This window comes from Colwellia sp. 20A7 (genome assembly GCF_009832865.1).
GTDB lineage: Bacteria > Pseudomonadota > Gammaproteobacteria > Enterobacterales > Alteromonadaceae > Colwellia.
The window spans coordinates 1464892-1489081 of the sequence record NZ_CP047130.1; the positions used below are offsets into that span (position 1 = coordinate 1464892).

At 37.4% G+C, this 24190-nt stretch carries 19 protein-coding genes; 11 read left to right on the top strand and 8 right to left on the bottom strand.

Going from position 1 to position 24190, the window contains the following annotated elements; translation table 11 throughout:
- Window positions 1–18: 18 nt before the first annotated feature.
- Window positions 19–891, top strand: a complete 873-nt coding sequence (locus GQS55_RS06290; RefSeq protein ID WP_159818983.1) for a DMT family transporter — start codon at window positions 19–21, stop codon at window positions 889–891.
- A gap of 281 nt (window positions 892–1172) precedes the next feature.
- Window positions 1173–1964: an aspartate dehydrogenase domain-containing protein gene (locus tag GQS55_RS06295; protein ID WP_159818985.1), complete on the top strand. Its 792-nt coding sequence runs from the start codon at window positions 1173–1175 to the stop codon at window positions 1962–1964.
- Between the two features lie 272 nt (window positions 1965–2236).
- Here GQS55_RS06295 and GQS55_RS06300 read toward each other — a convergent pair whose 3' ends face one another.
- Together GQS55_RS06300 and GQS55_RS06305 are read right to left on the bottom strand one after the other, a co-directional pair.
- The gene (locus GQS55_RS06300; RefSeq protein WP_159818987.1) at window positions 2237–3364 is read right to left on the bottom strand and encodes a zinc-binding dehydrogenase; all 1128 of its coding nucleotides are present in this window, start codon (window positions 3362–3364) and stop codon (window positions 2237–2239) included.
- Window positions 3365–3491: 127 nt separating this feature from the next.
- Window positions 3492–4172: a glutathione S-transferase family protein gene (locus GQS55_RS06305; RefSeq protein WP_159818989.1), complete on the bottom strand. Its 681-nt coding sequence runs from the start codon at window positions 4170–4172 to the stop codon at window positions 3492–3494.
- A gap of 227 nt (window positions 4173–4399) precedes the next feature.
- Here GQS55_RS06305 and GQS55_RS06310 point away from each other — a divergent pair, with 227 nt between their 5' ends.
- Both GQS55_RS06310 and GQS55_RS06315 read left to right on the top strand, forming a co-directional pair.
- Complete coding sequence (locus GQS55_RS06310) at window positions 4400–5311, top strand: LysR family transcriptional regulator (RefSeq protein WP_159818991.1); 912 nt, start codon at window positions 4400–4402, stop codon at window positions 5309–5311.
- Between the two features lie 145 nt (window positions 5312–5456).
- On the top strand, window positions 5457–6878 hold the full coding sequence (locus GQS55_RS06315) for an amidohydrolase family protein (RefSeq protein ID WP_159818993.1): 1422 nt from the start codon (window positions 5457–5459) through the stop codon (window positions 6876–6878).
- A 16-nt stretch (window positions 6879–6894) separates the two neighbouring features.
- Here GQS55_RS06315 and GQS55_RS06320 read toward each other — a convergent pair whose 3' ends face one another.
- The 5 genes from GQS55_RS06320 to GQS55_RS06340 all read right to left on the bottom strand — a co-directional run bounded on the left by GQS55_RS06320 (window position 6895) and on the right by GQS55_RS06340 (window position 15092).
- A complete protein-coding gene (locus tag GQS55_RS06320) occupies window positions 6895–8160 on the bottom strand; it encodes an alpha/beta hydrolase (protein ID WP_159818995.1) in 1266 nt (421 codons plus the stop codon).
- Between the two features lie 446 nt (window positions 8161–8606).
- Window positions 8607–9242: a TetR/AcrR family transcriptional regulator gene (locus tag GQS55_RS06325; RefSeq protein WP_159818997.1), complete on the bottom strand. Its 636-nt coding sequence runs from the start codon at window positions 9240–9242 to the stop codon at window positions 8607–8609.
- A 139-nt stretch (window positions 9243–9381) separates the two neighbouring features.
- Window positions 9382–10791, bottom strand: coding sequence for an efflux transporter outer membrane subunit (locus tag GQS55_RS06330; protein ID WP_159818999.1), 1410 nt, complete (start codon window positions 10789–10791; stop codon window positions 9382–9384).
- Window positions 10791–13922 carry an efflux RND transporter permease subunit gene (locus tag GQS55_RS06335; RefSeq protein ID WP_159819002.1) on the bottom strand — a complete coding sequence of 1044 codons (3132 nt, stop codon included), beginning with the start codon at window positions 13920–13922 and terminating at the stop codon, window positions 10791–10793. Before GQS55_RS06335 ends, GQS55_RS06330 begins: the two co-directional genes overlap by 1 nt.
- Window positions 13923–13934: 12 nt before the next feature.
- A complete protein-coding gene (locus tag GQS55_RS06340; protein ID WP_159819004.1) occupies window positions 13935–15092 on the bottom strand; it encodes an efflux RND transporter periplasmic adaptor subunit in 1158 nt (385 codons plus the stop codon).
- 528 nt (window positions 15093–15620) lie between these two features.
- Here GQS55_RS06340 and GQS55_RS06345 point away from each other — a divergent pair.
- A complete protein-coding gene (locus tag GQS55_RS06345) occupies window positions 15621–16250 on the top strand; it encodes a DUF5610 domain-containing protein (RefSeq protein ID WP_159819006.1) in 630 nt (209 codons plus the stop codon).
- 151 nt (window positions 16251–16401) lie between these two features.
- Here GQS55_RS06345 and GQS55_RS06350 read toward each other — a convergent pair whose 3' ends face one another.
- The gene (locus GQS55_RS06350) at window positions 16402–17259 is read right to left on the bottom strand and encodes an MBL fold metallo-hydrolase (RefSeq protein WP_159819008.1); all 858 of its coding nucleotides are present in this window, start codon (window positions 17257–17259) and stop codon (window positions 16402–16404) included.
- 295 nt (window positions 17260–17554) lie between these two features.
- On the opposite strand from GQS55_RS06350, the gene GQS55_RS06355 reads away from it, so the two are divergent.
- From GQS55_RS06355 to GQS55_RS06380, 6 genes are all read left to right on the top strand, one after another.
- Complete coding sequence (locus GQS55_RS06355; protein ID WP_236559780.1) at window positions 17555–19867, top strand: YHYH protein; 2313 nt, start codon at window positions 17555–17557, stop codon at window positions 19865–19867.
- 21 nt (window positions 19868–19888) lie between these two features.
- Window positions 19889–20425, top strand: a complete 537-nt coding sequence (locus tag GQS55_RS06360; protein ID WP_159819010.1) for a hypothetical protein — start codon at window positions 19889–19891, stop codon at window positions 20423–20425.
- Between the two features lie 170 nt (window positions 20426–20595).
- Window positions 20596–22071: an ATP-binding protein gene (locus tag GQS55_RS06365; protein WP_236559781.1), complete on the top strand. Its 1476-nt coding sequence runs from the start codon at window positions 20596–20598 to the stop codon at window positions 22069–22071.
- Entirely contained in the window at window positions 22058–22732 is a 675-nt protein-coding gene (locus GQS55_RS06370) for a response regulator (RefSeq protein WP_159819012.1), read from the top strand. The genes GQS55_RS06365 and GQS55_RS06370 overlap by 14 nt, the downstream gene beginning before the upstream one ends.
- Before the next feature lie 99 nt (window positions 22733–22831).
- On the top strand, window positions 22832–23434 hold the full coding sequence (locus GQS55_RS06375; protein WP_159819014.1) for a TetR/AcrR family transcriptional regulator: 603 nt from the start codon (window positions 22832–22834) through the stop codon (window positions 23432–23434).
- Between the two features lie 87 nt (window positions 23435–23521).
- Window positions 23522–24169 (top strand): DsbA family oxidoreductase, encoded by a 648-nt coding sequence (locus tag GQS55_RS06380; protein ID WP_159819016.1) that lies wholly within the window; start codon window positions 23522–23524, stop codon window positions 24167–24169.
- Window positions 24170–24190: the final 21 nt, after the last annotated feature.

A 24190-nucleotide genomic window follows, 5' to 3' on the forward strand; every position in this document is an offset into this window, starting at 1 on the left:
TAAAGGAATCAATTTATTATGTGGATAATTTTTGCATTACTCGCGACCATTTTTTTCGGTGCTCGAGGAATAATGTATCAATGGACATCACAGAAGAAGCTTAATCGTAATTTATTATTATTTGGTGTGTTTTTTGTTGGCTTTATCATCAGTATTTCAGGCGTAATCTTATTAGATCAGCAATGGTATGGATGGGCAGATGTTGCTGTTGGTTTGGCGTTAGGCGTTGGCTCTTTTGCAGCTAATGCATTTTTGCATAAAGGTTTTTCAGTTGGTAAAGCTTCCGTTATTAGTATCTTGTCAGGGTTAACGCCTTTATTTGTGCTGGTATTTGCCTTTTTGTTATGGAATGAAACGCTAAGCTCACTTCAGTTACTCGGCTTTTTTATTATTTTTGGCGGCCTGTATATTATTCGCTATTCCAACGATATTTCACTAACCAATTTACAAGGCGCGCAATGGGGATTACTTGCGGCTTTATTCTTTGCCTTTAACGATTTATTAGGTAAACAATCAACCTTGCTTGAAGCTGATACCTTTGCAACGTTAACGTCAATGTTTGGTTTTGGTAGCTTTCTTTTTGCTATGAATTGGATAGTAAAGCGCAAAAGTGGTGTTGCTGATGAACATGATGCTCGATCAGATTGGTCAGAAATAAAAACGTTTTCTTGTGGGTTACTTATTGGTTTGACTAACGTAGCAGGTATGGTTGCAATAATATCGGCTTTTGCTATCGGAAATACAGGGTTAGTTTCTGCCATTTCAGGCATGAATATTTTAATTATTTTGCTTTATTCTCGTATTATTCTAAAAGAGTCTTTTACTCGACAAGAGCTTTTCGGATTAACGACCGCATTTATAGGCGTTATTGTGCTGAGGTTGAGTTATTAGCAATAATTTTACCGATTAAACAATAATAAAGCAGCTGAACAAAATCATAAAATACACAGCGGTACTTTCAACAAAGTGTCGCCGTGTATGCCCATCAATAATATTACACAATAATGGGTTCTCTTTATTGTGAAAATCATATCAATTTTTACTTTCATTTTGCTAATCATGAAAGCTAATCGAAGCGCTTTGAGCACAATAATAATCTCGCAATGCATACATCATTGTGTGAATGCTTAGTTTGGTGGCAAATAAATCATTAACAAAGAGGAGTATTAAAAATGAAAAAGAAGTTAGCACTAATAGGCTGTGGTTATTTAAGTCAAACTATTGCTCAGGCAATAAAAGAGGGAACTCTTCCTGAATATGAGCTGATTGCGGTATTAGGTCGAAATCCAATCAGAACAAAACAATTTGCTGATTATTTTAATTGTAAACCTTGTACCGATATTGATGGGTTGATGGCGTTAAAACCTGAATTTGTTGCAGAAGCTGCATCAGCTGAGTCCGTCATTGATTATACTGAAAGAATATTAGCAGATGGTGCACATATTATTGTTTTATCTACGGCAGCATTTGCAGATGTTGAGTTATATCAAAGGGCTGTAAAAGTTGCAGCAGACAATAATACTAAAATCTATATTGCTGGTGGTGCAACGGGAGGGTTTAACCTTCTTCAAACAGCTGCATTGATGAGTGCCACACCGATTGATGTGATTATAACATCTAAAAAATCACCTGGCTTTATTGCTCGAACGCCTTTTTATAAAGATGGCTTGATGAAGATCACTGAGCAAGAAAGAGTTTTTACGGGCACAGCGAAGCAAATTGTTGAGGTTTTTCCTTATGTTTTTAATGTGATTTATGCCACCTCACTAGCGAGCGCTGGGCCCGAAGCGACTAAATTTAATATTGACGCCGTGCCTAATTTTACTGGCGATGATTATAGGATTGAAGTGAAAGGCGATAATGTTGCGTTAGATTTAACGATTAAGTCAGGTGATTATGCTATTGCAGCTTGGAGCATTGTTTCCATTCTAAAAAATGCTGCATCCCCAGTGGTTTTTATGTAGGAATAGTTCAAAAAACACTGTCACGATTAATAGATTTTAAACGTAAAAGTAAAGGGGGCTTGCTCATACAGTGGTTTTCAATTTTATCATTTATTAGGTTGCTTGATCGGAATTACGTGCATGTGGTTGAATAAAATCGGGATGACAGATTGGGGTATAAATCAGTCAATAAAAAAGCAGATACTGTTACAAGTATCTGCTTTTTTCTTAAAATAAAAATTAACCTGCTAAGAGCTAGTTACCTTTTATTGATCATTATTTTAGATTAGGCATTACTTTTGAGGTGTAATCAAGTACTTCTCACCAGTGGCTTGTTTCGAGTAAGCCGCTATCGATTTTAATTGTAATGCCTCTGCTAATGAAACTTCATGGGTATATTTGCTAGCAAATGTCGTGGTAATTTCATCGGCAACACGTTTACGCATACCCATCACAGTTTTAGTGCCTAGTTTACCTAGTGCATTGAATAATAAGAATCCATTAACAGCCCAAGCAAAACCGAAGTTACGATTTAAGGTAATCGGGCCACGGTCTAATGCGCCATAAATATAAACTTGTTTGAAGGTATCTGAGCCATAAACGCTATGTTCTGTCATATCACGAGACGCAGCAACTTCCATACAATTAAGGATGTCACTTGTTAATTTCCCGCCACCAATTGGGTCGAACGCAATGGTTGCACCTGTTTCAATAATTGCTGCAGTTAAGTCAGCAAGGAAGGTTTCGCTGCTTGAGTTAATCACATATTTTGCACCCATATCACGCAACAAGGTTTCTTGCTCAGCTTTACGTACAATATTGATTAAATCAACACCATCAGCAATACAAATACGATTCAACATTTGACCAAGACTCGATGCTGCTGCCGCATGAACGATTGCCTTATGACCTTCAGCACGCATGGTTTCAACCATTGCTAATGCCGTAAGAGGGTTAACAAAAGAAGATGCGCCTTCTTTAGCGGTAGTCCCTTCTTTTAATACTAAGCAACTTTGTACATTAGCGCATATAAATTGGCGATAAGTGCCACCACCAATTACTGCAACTGTTTTTCCCATTAATGCTTGAGCTGCTGGCGATGAGCCTGCAGCCACTACTGTTCCTGCACCTTCATTACCAACCGGTGTGGCTTTACCTACACGCGTTTTAACTGCTGGCATAAACTTAGCTGGAACATCAGCCGTAATTGTTGGGCTTTGCTCTGTGCCTGACTGTTTCGCTGTTGACATATCAGCAACGCTGAACAACACAGCTAAATCAGATGGATTTAATGGTGCAGCTTCAAGGCGAATAACGACTTCATCAGCACCTGGTTGTGGTATTTCGATGTTTTGTAAAGCCAGTGTTAATTTATTGTCTGCGCTGATTGTTGATGTTAGTTGAATATTTGATTTTGTCATGAGATTTGCTCCTGAAAATTATAAGTTCTTGAACCAATAACCATGTTGATATGGGTTGTTTATTCGTTCGTTTATATGTTCGTGATTATATTGGTACTAATGCTGTTAATAGCTTTATAACTCAATACTATTTAGTACTAGCCGCTTTAATTTGAGCGGTTACTTTTTCGATAAAATCGGGCATGTTTGTTAAGCGATCTGCCTCTACTTTATGAGTAATAGCTAATTGGCTCATTTTATTGTTCCACTCTTTCATTCCGGGGACTTCTGCAAGCACATCCCATTCAAGTTGGCTTGTACCAAAAGAGTTAACAATGGTATTGACGTAATAAACGTAAATGTCAGCCATGGTAAATTGTTCACCTGCAATCCAAGGCGAAAATTTACACAAGCGGCTTAAGGCGTTAATGCCACGGTTCTTTAATACTTGGCGAACTTCAGTTTTAACTGATTCAGGCGCATCGGTGCCTGACAGTGCATAAGGAATAAGTCGTCTGCTTGGTAATTCAAAATAAAGCTCTGCTATTTTCATAATTTGACGAACAACGGCACGTTCACTAGCCTTTTCAGGGTATAGCGCTGTGGTTGGGTAAGTCTCTTCGAGAAAATCACAAATAACACTCGACTCAGAAAGGTTAAGACCTTCAGTTGTGGTGATAACAGGTACTTTTCCTGTTGGACTGATGGCTAGTAATTCATCACTACCACCATAAATAAGGTTTTCTTGAAATGATATACCTTTGTATAGAAGTACATGTTTCACTAGGTTGTAATAGTTGCTAGCGGCAAAACCGTGCAAAGTAATCATAAGTCAGTATTCCATTATTAACGTGAAAATTGTTTTTAATTGCCGAAAGTGCAATTAAAGCTTCTGTGTTTAAAACATTACAATAATGTTTAGGCGTAATGTTTAACTTGAACCTATTATTACTTGTTTTAATTTAGATATATATAAGGGAAAATGCGAATCACTATTGCTTTAAAGACAATAATAAGGCGAAAATAAAGCATAACCTCATTTAACGGAGAAGTTAGTTGGACCAACTACGTGCAATACGATATTTCAGTAAAGTAGTCGAAATGGGCAGTTTTACTAAAGCTGCGGGTGCGTTTAATGTACCACCCTCATCGTTGTCGAGACGTGTTGCTGATCTAGAAAAGAGTTTAGGAGCGACCTTATTAAAGCGTTCAACTCGAATAGTGAAGCTAACAGAAGTCGGGCAAATTTATTATAAAGATGTACAGAAAATACTGAATCAATTAGAGCAAAGTAATGAAACGGTGCGAAGTTATCAAACAACACCAATGGGGCGTTTACGTATAAGTTCAATGGTGGGTTTTGGTGATAAAATATTACTTCCGTTGTTAGATGAATTCAGCGCGTTATATCCTGAAATTGTATTAGATGTAAGTTTAAGCGATGAGTTATCTACACTTGGGCGTGATGATGTTGATATTGCTATTCGCGGTGGTTATGCGCCAAATGAGCGAGTATTAGCGATAAGACTGATGGATAATGGGTTTATTCCTGTTGCATCACCAGGTTATTTAGCAGAGCACGGTGTGCCAAACAATGTGATGGAGTTAAAGGAACATAATGGCCTTTATTTTAAAGCGCCATCAGGGCCAACACCTTGGTTATGTCATATGAACGACCAATGGCATGATGTTTCAGGGCCTGCGGTAGCTATTTCAAATAATGGACCATGGCTGGCGAAAAAAGCCTGTGACGGGGAGGGCATTTTAATGTCAACTCGTTGGGCGCTAGCCTCATACCTTGATTCAGGGCAACTACAAGAGCTTAAGTTTGAGCATGAACTAGCGATAACGCTAAATTCTGATATGGCGGTTTATTTGTTGTATCAAAAACAGCGTTACTTAGTACCCAAAGTAAAAGCGGCTGTAGACTTTTTGGTAGAAAAAATAAAAGTAGCTAATGAACATTAAAAAAGTTGCTATGAAGAAAGGAAAGATTTGTTTTATCGGTCAATAGTTTATAACAGCCATCCTATCTTTTTTACCTTTTAACTCAAAGCTACTAGTTACCGTTTATGATTGTGATAATCTAAATAAAAAAATTTAGGATAAAACTATGAAATTTACACTTTTATTGTCAACTTGCTTGCTACTTAGTGCTTGTGTCACTAAACCCACAGAACACGCTGATATTGTGATTAGTAATGCCACTATTGTTGATGTAAAAACAGGTGAACTAAATAAAGAACAGTCATTAGCTATTCGCGATGGTGTGATCATTGAACGCAGTAGTCATTCACTAAAAAATAATTATATTGTCGATAAGCATATTGATGCTAATGATCAATTTATTATGCCTGGCTTGTGGGATATGCATGTACATTTTGGTGGTGGTGAAGAGTTAATAGCAGAGAATAAACAACTGCTGCCATTGTATCTTGCTTACGGTATTACTACTGTTCGCGATGCTGCTGCTGATTTAAGTGAGTCAGTATTAAGCTGGCGTGAGCAAGTAAATAATAATCAGTTAGTTGGCCCAACCATTTACACTTCAGGACCAAAACTTGAGGGTAAAGATTCTATTTGGCCGGGTGATTTTGAAGTAGAAACGGTTGAAGAAATGCATGCGGCGATTGATAGCCTTGATGATATGAATGTCGACTTTATTAAAATTACTGATAGTGCGTTAACACCAGCGCTTTATTTAAAAGCGGTTAAAGAAGTTAAAAAACGTGGTTACCAAATATCGGGACATATTCCTTTTTCATTATCAGTCACCGATGTTTCTAATGCTGGATTAGATGCCATAGAACATATGACCTACTTATTAAAAGCAGCAGCTATTAATGAGCCTGAAATTTCAAGAAAAGTAGCGTCTGGCGAGCTTAGTTACCGTAGTGCTTTACCTATCATTACGGCAAATATTGATAAACAAACTGCATTAAATAAGTACGCAGTACTCGCTAACAATAATACGGCGGTTGTTCCAACCTTAATTGGTGGGCAAGTTATCGCTTATATTGATGAAGATAATCATCAAAATGATGAATTTTTAAATTATCTTGGTGAGGGACTTAAAGCGACTTATCAATGGCGTGTAGATAGAGCGAATAAAGATACTCCTGAGCAAAAAATAGCGCGTAAAGAGCGTTTTATAAAAACAGCTCAATTACTTGTGTTGGCACAACAAGCCGGTGTATCAATTATTGCAGGTACCGATGCTGGCTTTTTAAATTCTTATATTTACCCCGGCTTATCACTTCATCAAGAGCTTGCTATTTTTAGTGACTATGGCTTAACACCTTTACAAACGTTGCAGTCTGCAACGCTTGCCGGCCCTAAGTTTTTAGGTAAAAGTGAGCAGTTTGGTGAATTGAGTAAAGGTAAAACGGCAGATATTATTTTCTTAAGTGATAACCCGTTAACTGATGTGCGTAATACACAAAAACTTACTGGGGTGGTTTCACATAATCGCTATTACAATCAAGCTGTTCTTGCGCAATTAAAAGCGCGAGCCAAGCAACTTGCGAGTAATTGATAATTTGTTAACACGACTATTTATCAATTAAATAATCAAAACCGAGCGACCAGAAGTTATTTTCTAGCTTTTTCAACGGTCGCTCTTTTGAACCTGGGGCTGCGTTGTATAAAATAAGGTTAATAAGATCTGAGCTTACCGCAGGGTTACTATGAAAGTAATCATGTCCGATAAAACCACCTGATTTTGGTACTTTAATTAAACTAACATTACCGACAGAATTAAAGATGTTTTGCTCGTTTTTATTGACATCTTTTGTATTTAACCGGCCAAAGCTCAAGCCATTTGTTAACCATTGAGAAATGCCTAAGGCGCTATCTTCTTGAGAGGTATAAATAGTGATTTTTCCAAATGCAGGTCCAAATTGTTCTGCCATTAATCGTTGTTTAATAATGCCAAAATCTAGATCGGGAGCCGCTAAAATTAAGTTCTCAATACGTAAATATTTTCTTGGGTTTCCACCACTGGCTCTATTTTCTATTATCAGCTCTCGTAACGTTGTGGTGACTACATCTGTGCCACGGCTATGAGCAATGATATGAATTTTTTCTATTTCAGGGTTTTTAAATAGCAGTCGTAAGGTTTCTTTTAAATGGAAAATAGTAAATTGCCCCGACTCTTTATCGGCAAAATAGGCATTAAAACCTTTGGCAGCAGCAGGCCAAGAATATACCACAGGCACACCTTGTCGTTTCATAAAATGCCAAATACCTGCAAGGGTAAATACTGATTCATTAAAGGTATTATTAAAACCGTGAACAAATAAAATAACATCTTTTTTGTTACTGTTTTTTAAGCGCTGATTGATCTGGCTGTTGAGTCTATTTTCATGAAAAGACTTTCTCTCTAGAATTTCTTCGTCAATTTGAAGTCGATCTTCTACGATTTTAAATTTATAAGGTGATAAAGGAAAACGTCCTTGCTCGTCTACTTGCTCTAAAACATAAGTTAAATCGGCAGAGCGCTCTTGAAGGTTACTTTGCGCGAGTAACTCACTCCATGGTAGTGATTTATCACCAAAATTTACTTTGGCAACACCGTAGGCAATGGATGATGAGCGGCTTGCATCGTATGTAATGTTTTTTTTCTGCGAGGTGCCACGATCGGTAACATATATAAGCTCCATACTAGTTTCACGTAGGGCTTCAGGTATATCATTTTCTAAATAATGCGTGTTTACAAATACATTTGGTGTCGGCATTAAAGTAGGGTTGGAAGAACAAGCAGATAAAACTAAAAGTGAAAGGAAAATATAGCACTTACCTGTAAAGTGGAAAAACATATTTATTCCTTATTTTGCTATTTATAATGAGTGAGAAGCGTTTAATACAGAAGGTTGCTATAAAATTTTTATACTTAGGGTAATAACTTAAGCTAATAAAATATAGCAGACTTATACAGCCTTAGGAACTTTGTTGAGAGCTGATTTTGGTATCGTTGGAGCCTTAAGCTCTATTTTATCGAAAATTTGAGTGGGAACTTGAACGGGAATTTGATCGAGAATCTTATCGTGAATTGAACGAGAACTTGATCGTTAAATTGAATAACAATCGAGAAGAGGGGCTTATTATTTGAATCCAAGTTGTAAAAGCTCTCTCAACATGGATTTTAATCCTAGTTTCTCGTGAGAGAGCTTTAATATTTAATTTTATGCTAAATGAATGACTATCTTTCGTATATTTAAGCACTACGCTGTAAATATATTAGAAGTGGTTTAATAGTAATTTTTTATTTTATTGCTTCTTCAGTTGGAAAAGGGACTAAAATTACACGCATTGCTGGGCGCAACGCGATTAAAATAGTTTCTTTATCAACACTTGGATTAAGTGCTCTACGTAAGGTGAAGCCACTTATCATTGAAAACATTACTTCGATACGGCTTTCAAGCTCTATTTCACTGTGATCTTTTATTAAACTGCGTTCACCTGTTAATAGGCTATGCATTTTCTTTCTAGCGTAGTAGTCAGATTTTTGTAACTGTTCTGATACTTTATCGTTACGTGCAGCTTCGGCGAACATTTCTAAATTAAGTGCACTTTGATTTAAATCGCTATGATGATCAATTGCATGATCTAAACCATCGATTAGAATCGTGACTAAATCACCTGACTGGTCTTCAAATTCCTGAAAAATTGAGAACATTTTTTCCATATCTTGCTCAATAATCGATTCAATGATCGCTTCTTTACTGGCAAAGTAGTTATAAATATGGCCTGCACTCATTCCTGCTGTTTTGGATATTTCGGCCATCCCTGCACCGTGATAACCTTTACGTCTAAAGCAATCTGCAGCTGCGCATAAAACTTGTTCACGTCGAGCTTGCGCAATCGCAGGATCTGTTTGTCTTTTAGATTTTTCTTTCATTATAACTCCGAAAAGCATAGCTTTTCTTTTAACCTAATAATTATCATTAGTTTACATGGCCTTAAGTGCTGACCTCATGCGTTAAATCAACGAACTTAGTAAACTAATGATAAAGTAGCTAACATTGTGGTTTTAGCAGTTATTCACTCTGCTGTGTCGGTCGTTGCCAACCACCACCAACCGCTTTGTATAAGCTAATTTGGCTAATAATATAAGCTTGTTTACCACTAATAAGTTGCTGGCCAGCACTGTACCAATTACGTTGTGCATCCAGCACTTGTAAATAGCTATCAGCACCTTTTTCAAAGCGAGCTTCAGAAAGGGTAAAGGATACTTGATTACTGTTATACAGCTCTTCAAGTGCACTTAATTGCTGCATATAACCTTCTCTATCTGTAAGCGCATCAGAAACTTCTCTAAAGGCTTGTTGAATAGTTTGTTCATAGGTCGTTAAGGCAATTTCTTGCTGTGTTTGTGCAACATCTAAATTTGCTTGATTACGGCCCATATTGAATATAGGTATCGTTATTGAAGGAATAAAACTCCAGGTACCAGTACCGCCTGAAAACAAATTATCAAGATCAGTTGAAGCTGTGCCTGCATTTGCGGTCAGGGTAATACTTGGAAAAAAAGCTGCCTTAGCTACACCAATATTAGCGTTCGCGGCTAATAACTTAAATTCAGCTGCTTTAATATCTGGGCGTTGCTCAAGTAATTCTGATGGTAAACCTACGGGTACATTGGGAAAGTTTAATACTTCATCCAAACTTTCAACAGGTAATAACTCGGCTGAAACAGGCATACCCACTAATAGATCAAGCGCATTTTTATCACGTTTTAACATGCGTTGATAATTAGCTATATCAACTTTTGCCGCTGCTACAGTGCTTTGAACTTGTGCTAAGGTTAACTTTGATGCAGCCCCAAGTGCGTAAGTTTTTTCGGTTAACGCTAATGACGCTTTTTGGCTTGTTAATGTTTCCATCGCAAGCGCTAATTGCTCTTTATCAGCCGCGTAATTCAACCATGCACCAACTAATTCAGAGATTAAGCTAATTTTTACACTCGTTTGAGTTTGCTCTGAGGCATACAAGGTTTGTAGTGCTTGATCTGACTGATTACGAACTTTACCCCATAAATCTAACTCATACGCGGTCATACCTACGGTAGCTGAATAGCTCGAGCTGATTTGTGAATTACCTGTTGACGATAAATCGCCGGGTAAGCGCTGACGCGTACCTGAGGCAGCAATATCAAGTGATGGATACAAGCCTGAATCTTCAATTTGATAAAGCGCACGTACTTGCTGCACATTAAGGGCAGCAAGTTTAATGTCTTTATTATGAGTCAGTGTTTGTTCAATCAGTTTTTGCAGTTTTTCATTGGTAAAAAACTGCTGCCAGTGTAAATTGGCAATATCACCTTGTTCGCCTTGTACTGCATAACTTTCAGGTACTGGCAGTACAATATCTTCACGTGGTGGTGCCATTTGACAGGCACTCAGCACTACAACACTTAGACTGGCTAAACTTAATGTTTTGAATGTCATTATGATTTATCCTCAGTCACAGTTTTATGTTTACCAGGGAAGATTCGACGTACTAATACAAAGAATAATGGCACAAATAACACCACAATTAATGACGACGCTAACGTACCACCAATAACTGAAATACCAAGTGCATTTTGTGCACCTGAGCCAGCACTTGAAGCGATAGCAAGTGGTAATACACCACAAATAAATGCCATTGATGTCATTAGTATTGGACGTAAACGTAATTTAACTGCAGCAATCGCTGATTCAACTAATGGCATACCTTCATCCATTTTATGAATAGCAAACTCCACAATTAAAATCGCATTTTTGGACGCCAAGCCTATGGTTGTTAACAAGCCAACTTGTAAGTAAATATCGTTTGATAAACCAGCTAAGAAGGCCGCCACTGTTGCACCAAAGATGCCTAATGGTACAATCATCATTACCGCCGCTGGTACTGACCAGCTTTCATATAATGCCGCTAAACATAAGAATACGATTAATAGTGATAGGGCATATAACAATGGCGCTTGACCACCACTTAAGCGTTCTTCGTATGAAATACCCGTCCATTCAAAACCAATACCAGCAGGTAGGTTTTGCGCTAACTTTTCGATTTCATCCATCGCTTGTCCTGTACTATAACCAGGCGCGGAAGCACCTTGAATTTCCATTGCTGAAAAGCCGTTATAACGTTCAAGACGAGGTGATCCGTAAGTCCAATACGATTGAGCAAAAGCGGTAAATGGCACCATGTCACCATTACTATTGCGTACATACCATTTGTCTAAATCTTCAGGCACCATACGTGATTCAGCATTACCCTGCAGATACACTTTTTTCACACGGCCACGGTCAATAAAGTCATTCACATAACTACTACCCCATGCGGTAGATAATGTACTGTTGATATCTGATTGTGTTAAACCAAGCGCTTGCGCTTTGGCTAAATCTATATCCAGCTCAAGTTCTGGCTTATCTTCTTGGCCATTAGGACGAACACCAGCTAATATAGGGCTTTGAGCAGCCATGCCAAGTAACATATTACGTGCTTTGAGTAATTCATCGTGACCAAGCCCTACACGGTCTTGTAAAAACAAGGTAAAACCATTAGCGGTACCAAGTTCCATAACTGCAGGGGGCGGGAATGCAAAAATAAAGGCTTCTTTTATGGTTGAGAAAAAGCCCATCGCTTTACCTGCAACAGCACGAACGGAAAGATTTGGATCTTGACGCTCATCCCAATGATTCAAACCAACAAAGCCAATAGCCGCATTTTGTCCAGAGCCAGCGAAACTAAAACCTGTTACCGTGAAAATTGAACGCACTGCATCAGACTGGTCTTCTAAATAATGACGCTCCATTTTTTGCACAACATTTAAGGTTTGTTCAGTCGTTGAGCCGGCCGGCAAACTGACTAAGTTGAACAAAATACCTTGGTCTTCATCTGGTAAAAAAGCTGAAGGTAATTGGGCAAAAATATAAATCATGCCGCCAACAATTAAGCCGTAACATAATAAAGAGCGTTTGCTTAGTTTAATCATACGACCAACAAAACTCTGTGCACCGGCATTCGTTTTATCAAAACCGCGGTTGAAGGCCATAAAGAAACGACCGATAAATGATGAATCATTATGTACATGGCTTGGTTTTAACATTGTTGCACATAAGGCAGGTGTTAAAATAAGGGCAACCAATACAGACAAACTCATTGCGGTAACTAAGGTGACGGAGAACTGTTTGTAAATAACCCCTGTGGAACCGCTGAAAAAGGCCATTGGGATAAATACTGCAGACAACACCATTGCGATACCGACTAAGGCACCTTTAATTTCGTCCATTGATTTACGTGTTGCTTCCAGAGGAGAAAGCTTCTCTTCTGTCATTACACGTTCCACGTTTTCAACCACAACAATGGCATCATCCACTAATAAACCAATCGCTAATACCATAGCGAACATAGTTAAAGTGTTAATTGAATAACCTAAGGTTTGTAGTACTGCTAACGTACCAAGTAATACAACGGGCACAGCAATTGTTGGAATTAAGGTCGCACGGAAGTTTTGTAAAAATAGATACATCACTAAAAATACTAAAATGACGGCTTCAATTAAAGTACTGACTACTTTTTCAATTGATAACTTAACAAAAGGAGTCGTGTCATAAGGAATAACCGTTGCTAAACCTTCAGGGAAAAGTGGCTCTAGTTCTGCAAGGGCAGCTTTAATCGCATCACCAGTATCAAGAGCATTAGCGCCACTTGCCAATTTAATACCTAAACCTGAGGCTGGTTTGCCATTAAAACGCGCTACAACGGCATAACTTTCACCACCAAGTGCTACGGTGGCAACATCACTTAAACGAACAACTGAACCATCAGTATTAGTTTTAACAAAAATATTTTCAAATTGTTCAGGCGTTTTTAACCGACTTTGAGCTGTCACTGTCGCATTTAATTGCTGCCCTGGCATTGCTGGTAAAGCACCAAGTTGACCTGCTGATACTTGTGCATTTTGCGCACTGATAGAAGCACTAATATCTGCGGGTGTTAGTTTATATTTTTGCAACAGATCTGGATCTAACCAGATACGCATGGCATATTGCGAACCAAATAGTTGTACTTCACCAACACCATTTACTCGTGAAACAATATCTTGCACATTGGATGCTACATAGTCACCAATGTCGATGTTATTCATGCTGCCATCTTCAGAAACAAAGCCGACAACCATTAAAAAGTTACGTGCAGATTTAGCAACAGATACACCTTGACGCTGAACTTCTTCAGGTAGTAACGGCGTTGCTAGGGCAAGTTTATTTTGTACTTGAACTTGTGCAATATCTGGATCTGTATCAGCATCAAAAGTTAGTGTTAATGTTGCTGAACCATTAGATTCAGACGTAGATGACATGTAAAGTAGGCCATCTAAGCCTTTCATTCTTTGTTCAATAACTTGAGTAACCGTATCTTCTAATGTACGTGCAGATGCACCCGGGTAGCTTGCTTGTATGCTAATCGTAGGTGGTGCAATTGACGGATATTGAGCAATCGGTAAACTCTTAATTGCAAGGACACCAGCCAACATAACAATAATGGCAAGTACCCAAGCAAAAATAGGTCGATCGATAAAAAATCGTGACATTTATATGCTCCGTTATTGAATTTTAGCGATTGATTCGGCTGGCACTGCATTAACAGAGGCACCCGGCGCTATTTTTTGTAAGCCTTCAACAATCACTTGATCGCCATCATTTAAGCCACTTGTTACTAACCAGTTAGAGCCTATGGTACGGTCAGTTTTTAGTACGCGCGCTTCAACGGTATTGTTTTTACTTACCACCATCGCTGTAGGTTCGCCTTTGCTATTACGGCTAACACCACGTTGCGGTACTAAAATTGCGTCAGTTTTAACACCTTCAACAATGACAGCTCTAACATACATGCCTGGTAACAGTAACTTTTCAGGGTTTGGAAACTCAGCTCGTAAGGTGACAGAGCCAGTGCTTGGGTCAACCGTCACTTCAGAAAACTTTAATGTGCCTTTATGAGGATATACCGAGCCGTCTTCCATTTTTAGCTCAACCTTTGATTGTGCCGTAAGATCTCTATCTAAATCACCGTTAGCAATGGCTTTTTTCAAACGCGTTAATTCACTGCTCGATTGAGTAAGGTCAATATAAATTGGATCAAGTTGGGTTACCGTTGCTAATGCAGTTGCTTGATTAGCACTTACCAAAGCACCTGCAGTGACAGTAGACTTACCAATTTGACCACTGATAGGTGATGAAACCTTACTGTAGTTAATGTTAATTTGTGCTGTTTTAAGTTGCGCTTGTGCAGTGAGTAAGTCAGCTTGTGCACTTTTATAATTTGCATCCGCTTCATCAAAATCTTGTTGACTAACTGCTTTGATTTTTAGCAAATCTGAATAACGATCTGATTTAGCTTTTGCATTAGCGATGTTTGCTTGCGCTTTAGTGATAGCTGCTTTACTGGTAGCTATTTGTGCTTCAAATGTTGCAGGGTCAATTTGATATAACGCTTGACCTTTTTTCACTTCGGCACCTTCAGTAAATAAGCGTGTTTGTACAATACCATTTACTTGTGGACGAATTTGCGCTACTTGTGATGCTGTCACTCTACCTGGCAGCTCTTTTGTAAGCGTTAGTGGCTGGCTTGTTAATTTAATAACGCCAACAGGGGTTGGTTGCTTAGCTGGCGCATTTGCCTGCTGATTTTGTTCGCAACCGGATAAAACAATTGCACTTGCCAAAGCAGTGACAATAAAAATAATGACGCGTGAACGCTGCATGTTAACCAATCTCTCTTTTAGGGTGAACGTTCATTCTAATTTAATTATTGTGGATTTCCAACATTATTAAACAATTTTTTTTAAGAAAAATAATTTTATTTAGTGAGTTTATTCACTTGTTAATCATTCAATTAGGTGCGGTACCCATGATGCTAATAACTAGCAGATTCTCATTTAAAGCGTCGATTACAAACTATTGTGTAGATTAAATTTAACGTCAGTAGAGTAATTACTTTAAGTTGATGATTTTTTCTATCGAAAAATTAATGAGTTATATAGGATACGTTAACTAGGTTTATTGAGGTGAGTTAATACGATTACTGACAATGAATGTTTTAGTTATATTGTTGTTGTGCTGAAAGCGTAGAAATTACTACTACATCAAAGTGATTTTATATTCACAATAACAGACTAAAAATAATATATTTAACAAAACATGTTGAGTGTAAAATATAAACGATTTAACCTTAAGTTATACTCAACAATGCCGATACACTTTTATAAGCGTTAACTAATGAAGGTAATACCATGAACTCACCCATTAATAGTGTTAATACCGTAATGGCAAAAAATCCCTATAGCCAAGATGCTAGTGCTATGGCTAAGTCGAAAGGCAGTGATAATAGTGTTGAAGAACAGCATACAACAGGTAAGGCCGGTGAAGTGCAGGAGTCTATTGCGGTTTCTCAAAAGAAACAGCTTAATGCCGCCATTATTGAATCAACGTTAGAATTTAGTAACTCACTTGGTGATCAACCTTTATCATTAGCATTGAAAACCGCTTTACAAGGTATTAATGAAGCATTGCAAGCAAGTGGTGTTGAAAGCAGTGTGGAAGATGCTTATGAGTCTGGCCTTGATTTTAGTCCTGAAGCAACAGCAGAGCGCATTGTGTCTTTTAGTACGCAATTTTTAGGTGCTTTTAGAGAGCAAAATCCTGATATGAGTGAAGAAGAATCTCTCAATGCATTTATGGATGTTATTGGTAGTGGTATTGATCAAGGTTTTGGTGAAGCGAAAGACATATTGGGCGGTTTGAATGTATTAGAAGGTGAAGTAAGTGATACGATTGATACTACTTACGATCTTGTTCAAAAAGGGTTACAGGCCTTTGTTGATTCATTGAATGAAAAAGAAGAAGAGAGTACTACTGAGTAATATGCTTGGTTCTTATCGACCATTTTTCATTAGTTATTGTGATACTAAATATATTTAAGGAGTCAAAGGTAAATCATCTTTGACTCCTCCTTGAAATTTTCTAGAGTCAAACCTCAATTACTTTTTATGATTAGGTTAATGGTTTTAGTCATTACAAATCACTCCGCCATCCCATTCCTGATTCTTCCATTAATCGTTCGTATACACCTTCTATATTAAGTGGCAGCCAAGCTTCATATTGTCTTAAGTCTTTAAATTCACTTAACTTAACATTTTGTTTTATTTCATCAAGCGTTTGGCCAGCTAAAATACCTTCGATTACTTTACTGTACAGTTGTTCTAGGTAACGTAAATAGCGTTTTACATCATCCTTATCCCCCATGTCAGCATGACCACCAACAAAGGTATTAAAGTCATAATTAAGTACCGTTTTAGTTGAATTTATCATGCCTTGAATATCGTAACTCCACAGTTTTTGCCATGGCATTCTACCTATCATTATCCAATCAACTACAAATAAGGTTTGTTGTTTTTCAAACAACATACTTATTGAGCCACGACCGTCATTTGGGCCATGGTAATTAAGTTTAACGCTTGAACCTCCTAGCGTAAGTATTAGTTCGTCATCGAATACTAGATCAGGGGTGACTGTTTTCATTTTAGTATTTTTAATATCTTGCGCACTTAACTTATGAGCAACGAAGGTTGTATGCGGACTTTTAAATACTTCTGCACCGTAAATATGGTCGCTGTGATTATGACTATAAATGACATATTTAACAGGTACATTAAAACGCGTTTTAATTTGTTCGTTAAGCCAAGTAGCTGCTTTTTTATTGAGAGGGTCGGTAACAATGGCACCTTGAGGTGTGATCAAAAATACTGAGCGGTGCCTATCATCTATAAAGCGGTATAAGCCACTACCTAATTCTTCAATTTCAAGCGCTTGTGCGGTAAAACCTACAATAAGTAGTATTCCTGTTAATAGTTTTATTAGTGACCTTTGCATACACCATTCCTTTGAATAGATAAAATTTAATAAGCTTGTTAAAAGTAGAGTGTGCAAACCCATAAAAAATTTCAGCTGATTAATTTAAGTGAACTAATTTAAATGAATTATGTTCGAATATTAACGTTAGTATTAATTTAATTGTGAATAAATACTACAACTACATAATTGCCCTACATTTGGTGGTTAAGCTAATGGAAATAAATTATTAACGTTTAATTTTTAAAGTTAATTTTGACTGTTAATTTTTGACGTTGAATTCTTAATGTTTAAGCATAACTTCTTGGGGGTTAAAATGATGAAAAATACTTGGGCGCTTTTATTTATTGGAGTATGTGGTTTATCACTAAGTGGATGTAATAATGGTGGTGAATTAACCCAGCAATATAGTGATACTAACGCGTTTACTTTAATAAGTTCTGCTATGGTCGATGGAGGTAAATTACCTGTTACTTATACTTGTGATGGCGAAAGTGTTAACCCTCCTTTTAGTTGGAGTGGCGCACCTGAAACTACAAAATCTTATACCTTGATTATGCATCATAATGCACCAGATGGTGTTCATTGGTACTGGACGATGTACAACATCAATGGGGATGCCACACAAATAAATAGTACTGAAACACTCGGTTTATTGGGTAGTAATAGTGTTAACGATATAAACGAATATGCGCCACCATGCTCTAAAGGTCCTGGAGTGAAAAATTATACTTACACTATTTATGCTTTGTCTGAGCCGGTTACTTTTCCAGAACGTAGTGTTTCTAATGGGCATGAAAAAGTAGATAGAGAAACATTGTTAGCCGCAATGAAAGATATCACGTTAGATTCTGCACAAATGACGGTCAGTTATGAGCGTGATAGCCAGGGCTCAAAAGGTGAGAGGCTATCAAATAAACGTTCAAATGAAGGTATGAAAAAAGGCGATGAAAAAAGACCTAAACCTGCACCTTTTATTCAACCTGACTTATCTAAACATATTGATTCTGCCCGTTGTACAACAATTCAAGAATCGATAAGTGACGCAGGTTTTGATAAAAATGTTGCTGTGATCTGTGATGAAACTTATGCCTACATTGCCTCTTCTACGTATCCAGAACATGAGATGATGACGGGTATTACCGGTACTAATGAACAAATCCCAGTACCTGCACAAGGTTATGCAGCACCGATTAAACTTGAGCCTAAAAAAGCCGATACGTTAACGACTATTGATGCTGCTGTTGGCGTTGCCGTCAATGGCGTACCTATTTATGATTATTCATCGCAAGGTGAATTAGATGTCAGTCAATACGATGCTAAACACGATACCTTAGTGTTAGGACAGTTAGATAACTGTGGTGGTCATTCTGGTCGAGGGGACGGCTACCATTATCATGTATCACCTACCTGCATGATTGATACGATGACAAATAAAGACGATAACACCATTATTGGTTGGGCATACGATGGCTACCCGCTTTATGGTGACAAGAACCCTGATGGTAGTGAAATCGCCAAAGGTGATCTCGATGTGTGCAATGGTCAAGCAGACGATACTTTTGGTTATCGCTATCAAACATCAACTACACCACCTTATATTATTCAGTGTTTAGTTGGTGAAGTTGATACCGCTAAATTGCCTAGAGTTGCTCCATTAAGTGGCGATACGCAAGGGATAAGAGCCGATCTTCGTCCACCTGCTGGCGGTGTTGAAAATTTAACTCACACTGTATCTGAAGATGGCAGTCGAACTATGCGTTATTCATATCAAGGTGAAGACTATTTTACGACTTATACATCATCAAATCAGGGGGAAAGCTGTTACGACTTTACACAAAAAACCATTAGTAATGGTGGCAAAGTTGAAAAAGGAACTTTTTGCAGAAACAGTGATCAGGCAAAAGCTGAACCAGCTAAAAATTTAAATGCTAGCCAAAAAGACCGACCTGAACCTAAGCGTAAGCAAAATGTGCTGACGCCATTAGTCACTGTTAATGCTACTAATCCAAAAATTTCAGGTGAACATAATTTTAAACTAGAAGCATGGGCTGATAACTGGTTTGCTGCTTATGTTGGTGAAAATCTTCTTATTGAGGATTCAGTTTCTATAACCACTGAGCGTTCTTTTAATGCGGAGCGAGTTATCTTTTCTGAAGATTATCCTATCCAGCTTAATTTGATTATTAAAGACTTTAAGCAAAATGATTCAGGGTTAGAGTACATAGGTGCCAGAAACCAGCAAATGGGGGATGGCGGTTTTATTATGCAAGTAACTGATATAGATACTAATGAAGTTGTTTCTGTTACAGATAGTAGCTGGAAATGTGAAGTACTTCATCGAGCACCTCTAAACAAATTATGTGAGCAAGAATCGAATCCTGTTGCTGGTGAAGGCTATTGTACTTTTATGTCTAAAGAAGCGCCGAGTCATTGGTTAATGGCTGATTTTGATGATTCGTCTTGGTCTAGTGCAACTGAACATAATACTGCCTCGGTAGGCCCAAAAGATGGTTATAACGAGATAACTTGGAATGAAAATGCTCAGATAATTTGGGGTGATGATCTTGAAACCGTCAATACATTAATTTGTCGTGCAACCATTGAGCAACCTGAATCTCAACAGTAATAAATAACCTAGGTAATAATAATGACATTAGTTAAAAAGTTGAAATGTACAAAAACCTTGCGTGCTTTAATGTTTGCTTGTATTGGTTCTTTGATAACGCTTAGCGCATCTTTGAGTGCTCATCTTTTAAATGAGACAACCGCGCAAGTTATTTTAAGAGATGGACAAGTTGAAGTAAAAGTCTACACAGATCTAGCGCATTTTAGCGCTGCTCTACAAAGTGATCAGGCTTGGTTGTTAGGCGATATTGATGCCGTAATGCCTGAGAATTTAAATAGTAGCCAACAAGAAACCTTCATTATTAATGCGCTTAAACAAAAAATGCTTTTAATGGTAAATGGAAAACCGTTAAGTGTTGAAGTCGCTTATTTAGGAACCATTGTGGATAAAAATGATGCTGACACCAGAGAAATTATTTTTCAAGCAAGACATAGTTATTCCAAGGTAACTGAACTCTCGGTTTCATTTCATAAAAGTTTAGGAGCTGTGCATACCAGCTTTGTTAAACCACAATATAAATTACTCAGCGTTGGCGAGACGGCTCATATGGTTTTTTAAAAACTTCGACTATATAGCATCGTCTATAGATAATTGGCTTATTTAACTACGACACTAAAATCGGACTTAAGTAAGCCTTTTCTTTTATGAAAACCTTAATTGTAGGCATATAGCCAATATGCAATACTGCTACCAAGCATAAAATCATGAACCTAAAGAACAGAGAACCCGTGAAGTTAATCCATAAATTCTTTTTAGCTTTTTTCATCACCAATATTACCTTAGTCGGCCTAATGTTTGTGTTTATATACATGAACTTTTCGTCTGAGTTCAATAACTTTGTTAAGCAAGAAGAGCATAAGCATCTTTCACAGGTAAAGGTGCAATTAGTTCAGCTGTATTCTGAATTAGAGTCTTGGGAAGCTATCACGCAGAACACGCAATTATGGCGCTCTATTGTTGCCCCTAAAAAGCAAAGCACGACAAAAACTAAACAACAAAATGATGATGATTTTACTAACAATAAGGCTAGTGCTATTACCGGCGTTGATAATAAACCACCGTCGTTATTATGGTTAAACATTCCTGCTGATTTACTCCAAACGGGTAAACGTATCAGTTTGTATAATGAAAATAAGCAGGTTGTAGTTGGTAGGGCTGATATAAATGAAAACCCTTATACAGAAGCGGTTACATTAAATAACAATGTAATTGGTTGGATAGGGTTAGTCCCTTCAAACTTGGTTGAAAACAGCCCAGCAGAAGCTTTTTTGTCGGCACAGCTTCATAATTATTTACTGATCACATTATTTGTTATTCTACTGGCTTTTATTATGGCGATAGTTTTATCTAAGCATTTAATTAAGCCGATAAAACAAATTGTTGCCGGCACAAATGAACTTAATAAAGGTAATTTCGCTAGCAGAATAAAACCGCTGACTCAGGATGAATTGGGCACACTGTCTAATAACTTTAATGAGCTAGCCGGCACCCTTGAACACAATCAACAAATGCGATTTCAATGGGTTTCAGATACTTCTCATGAATTAAGAACGCCGCTAACGGTATTACGCTCTCATTTGTTAGCTGTACAAGATGGCGTTTTTGTTGCCGATGAAAAGCGTATTCGTTTATTGATCAGTCAGGTTGATAATTTGAATCATATTGTAGATGACCTTGCTCAATTAGCTAACAGTGACACGGCTAGCTTAACTTACCATAAGATTGATGTTGACGTGATTCAAGTGTTTCAACAAGCAATTGAAAGTTATACAGCTCGATTTACAGAGCACAAGTTATCACTTAATTGCCAAGCCTTAAAAAATGCAGGGCTCTGTCTTGTTAGTGGTGATAAAGATAGATTACAGCAGTTATTTTCTAACTTACTTGAAAACACTTGCCGATATACCGATAAAGGGGGTCAGGTAAGTATAGAAATTAATAAGTGTGATAGTGAGTTAGAGATTGTTTTGCAAGACTCAGCACCAGGTGTTTTACCCGAAGAGCAGAGTAAACTCTTTGAACGTTTCTATCGTGTTGAAAAATCTAGAAATAGAGACTTTGGTGGCTCTGGGCTTGGATTATCATTATGTAAACAAATAGTAGAGGTTCACGGCGGTGATATTTCATTACAAGATTCACCGTTAGGTGGTTTAGCCGTAAAAGTCACACTTCCTCTTGTAGGTTATAGTAATGACAATACATAAAATACTGATTGTTGAAGATGAAGAGCACATTGCTGAAGTGCTTATCGCTTATTGCAAACAGCAAGGTTATAGCACTGAACATTTTAATAGCGGGCAGGGCGTTGTTAATTTTGTAAAACATAATCATGTTGATTTAATCTTGTTAGATTTAATGCTGCCAGAAGTAGACGGTATTACGATATGTAAAGAAGTAAGATTGTTCTCGAATGTACCTATTATTATGGTCACGGCTAAAAGTGAAGAAGTAGATAGATTGCAGGGATTAAACCTTGGTGCTGATGACTATATATGTAAACCTTTTAGTCCTAAAGAAGTTATCGCAAGAATACAGGCAGTGCTAAGAAGAGTTGATAAACCTGCAGCAAATGTTATTCATCAGGCAGGCTTTGAGGTACATAAAGAAGACTATGTTGCTTTGCTTAAAGGAAAGGATATTGGTTTTACTGCGGTTGAATTTAAAATCTTTCTGCTATTCATCACCCAAGCTGGCCGTGTATTTACCCGTGAAGATATTATTAACACACTTTATAACCAAGCTTTAGAAATGTCGGATCGCAATATAGATAATCATATTAAAAATATACGTAAAAAGATAAACCACATTGAAGAAGGTTTAAATCCAATCTCTGCAGTTTACGGTGTTGGTTATAAATTTAAATAAGGGTTTTATCTAATTAACTGTACCTTTCGGTAAGGTTTGACTTAAACTGTACCGTTAAGTACAATTGCACAATAGTTGGTTGTTTAATTTGGAGTCATTGTGACTAGCGGTAGAAAAAAATTATTTGATGAAAATACGGCTTTAAATGCTGCCATGGATGTATTTTGGCAAAAAGGCTATGTTGGTGCTTCTCTTGCTGATTTAACTAAGCGTATGGGAATCAATAAGCCGAGTATGTACAGTGCTTTTGGTAATAAAGAGGCGTTATTTGTTAAAGCGACTCAATGTTATATTGATACTAAAATGAAGCCACTAATTGCCTTGCTTTTTGAAGAAAACGTGACGCTAAAAAAACGTTTGAAAAATCATATGATGTCTATTGTATCTATGCAATGTGATACAAGTGATGCAAAAGGTTGTTATTTGGCATTGTGTCAGTCAGAACTTGTTAGCGGTGATATTCCTGAACAAGCCGAGCAGTTGCTTAAAGAAGCCGATGCTATGCCAATTCAAGTTTATACCGAGTTGTTTAATACTGACGTTGAGGCTATTAAATTAGGGCTAAATAACAATGCCCAGGCCAACGCGTTAAGTCTATACACTGTATTAAAAGGTACTGCTTCGATGGCGCGCTCAGGTATTGATAAGTCAGCACTTGAATATAGTATTGATAGCATTCTTGTTGGTATAGGTGTTCATTAAGCCGAGCTAATGAATTTAAGTAATTTAAGTAAGACTAAATCAGCTAAGCAAGATTGATTTAGAGTTTAAGATTAATAGGAATTATATATGGTAGACAAGCTCAAAATAGATATCATTTCGGATGTTGTTTGTCCTTGGTGCATTATCGGTTACAAAAATTTAGCACAAGCAATTACTGAATTAGGTGTTCAAGATCAAGTTGAAATTGAATGGCAACCATTTGAATTAAACCCTGATATGCCACCAGAAGGTGAACATTTAAGAGAACATTCAGCGAGAAAATACGGCTCTACACCAGAAAGTAGTGCTAAATTTAGAGTTGAAATGGCAGAGCGTGGCAACGAGGTTGGTTTTCAATTTAACTTTTTTGAAGAAATGAGAATAGTGAATACTCGCGATGCTCATGTCATGTTGGAATTTGCTAAAGATTACAATCTTCAAACAGCATTAAAGTTACGATTATTCGCTGCTTGTTTTAGCGAACAAAAAGACATCTCAGACCGTGAAGTACTTATTAAAGAAGTCGTTGCTGTTGGTTTAGATGAGAATGAAGCAAGAGTTATATTTGAAAATAAAAGTGCGATTAAAGAAGTTCAAGAAAAAGAAGTAGAATGGCAGCGTATGGGGATTACATCAGTACCAACCGTAGTCCTTAACCGTAAAGTTGCAGCAGCAGGCGCACAACCTGTGGAAGCATTTAAGCAATTCATTATGTCAGAATTGCAAGCTAGCTAAGCGAGTATTAGGAATAATAAG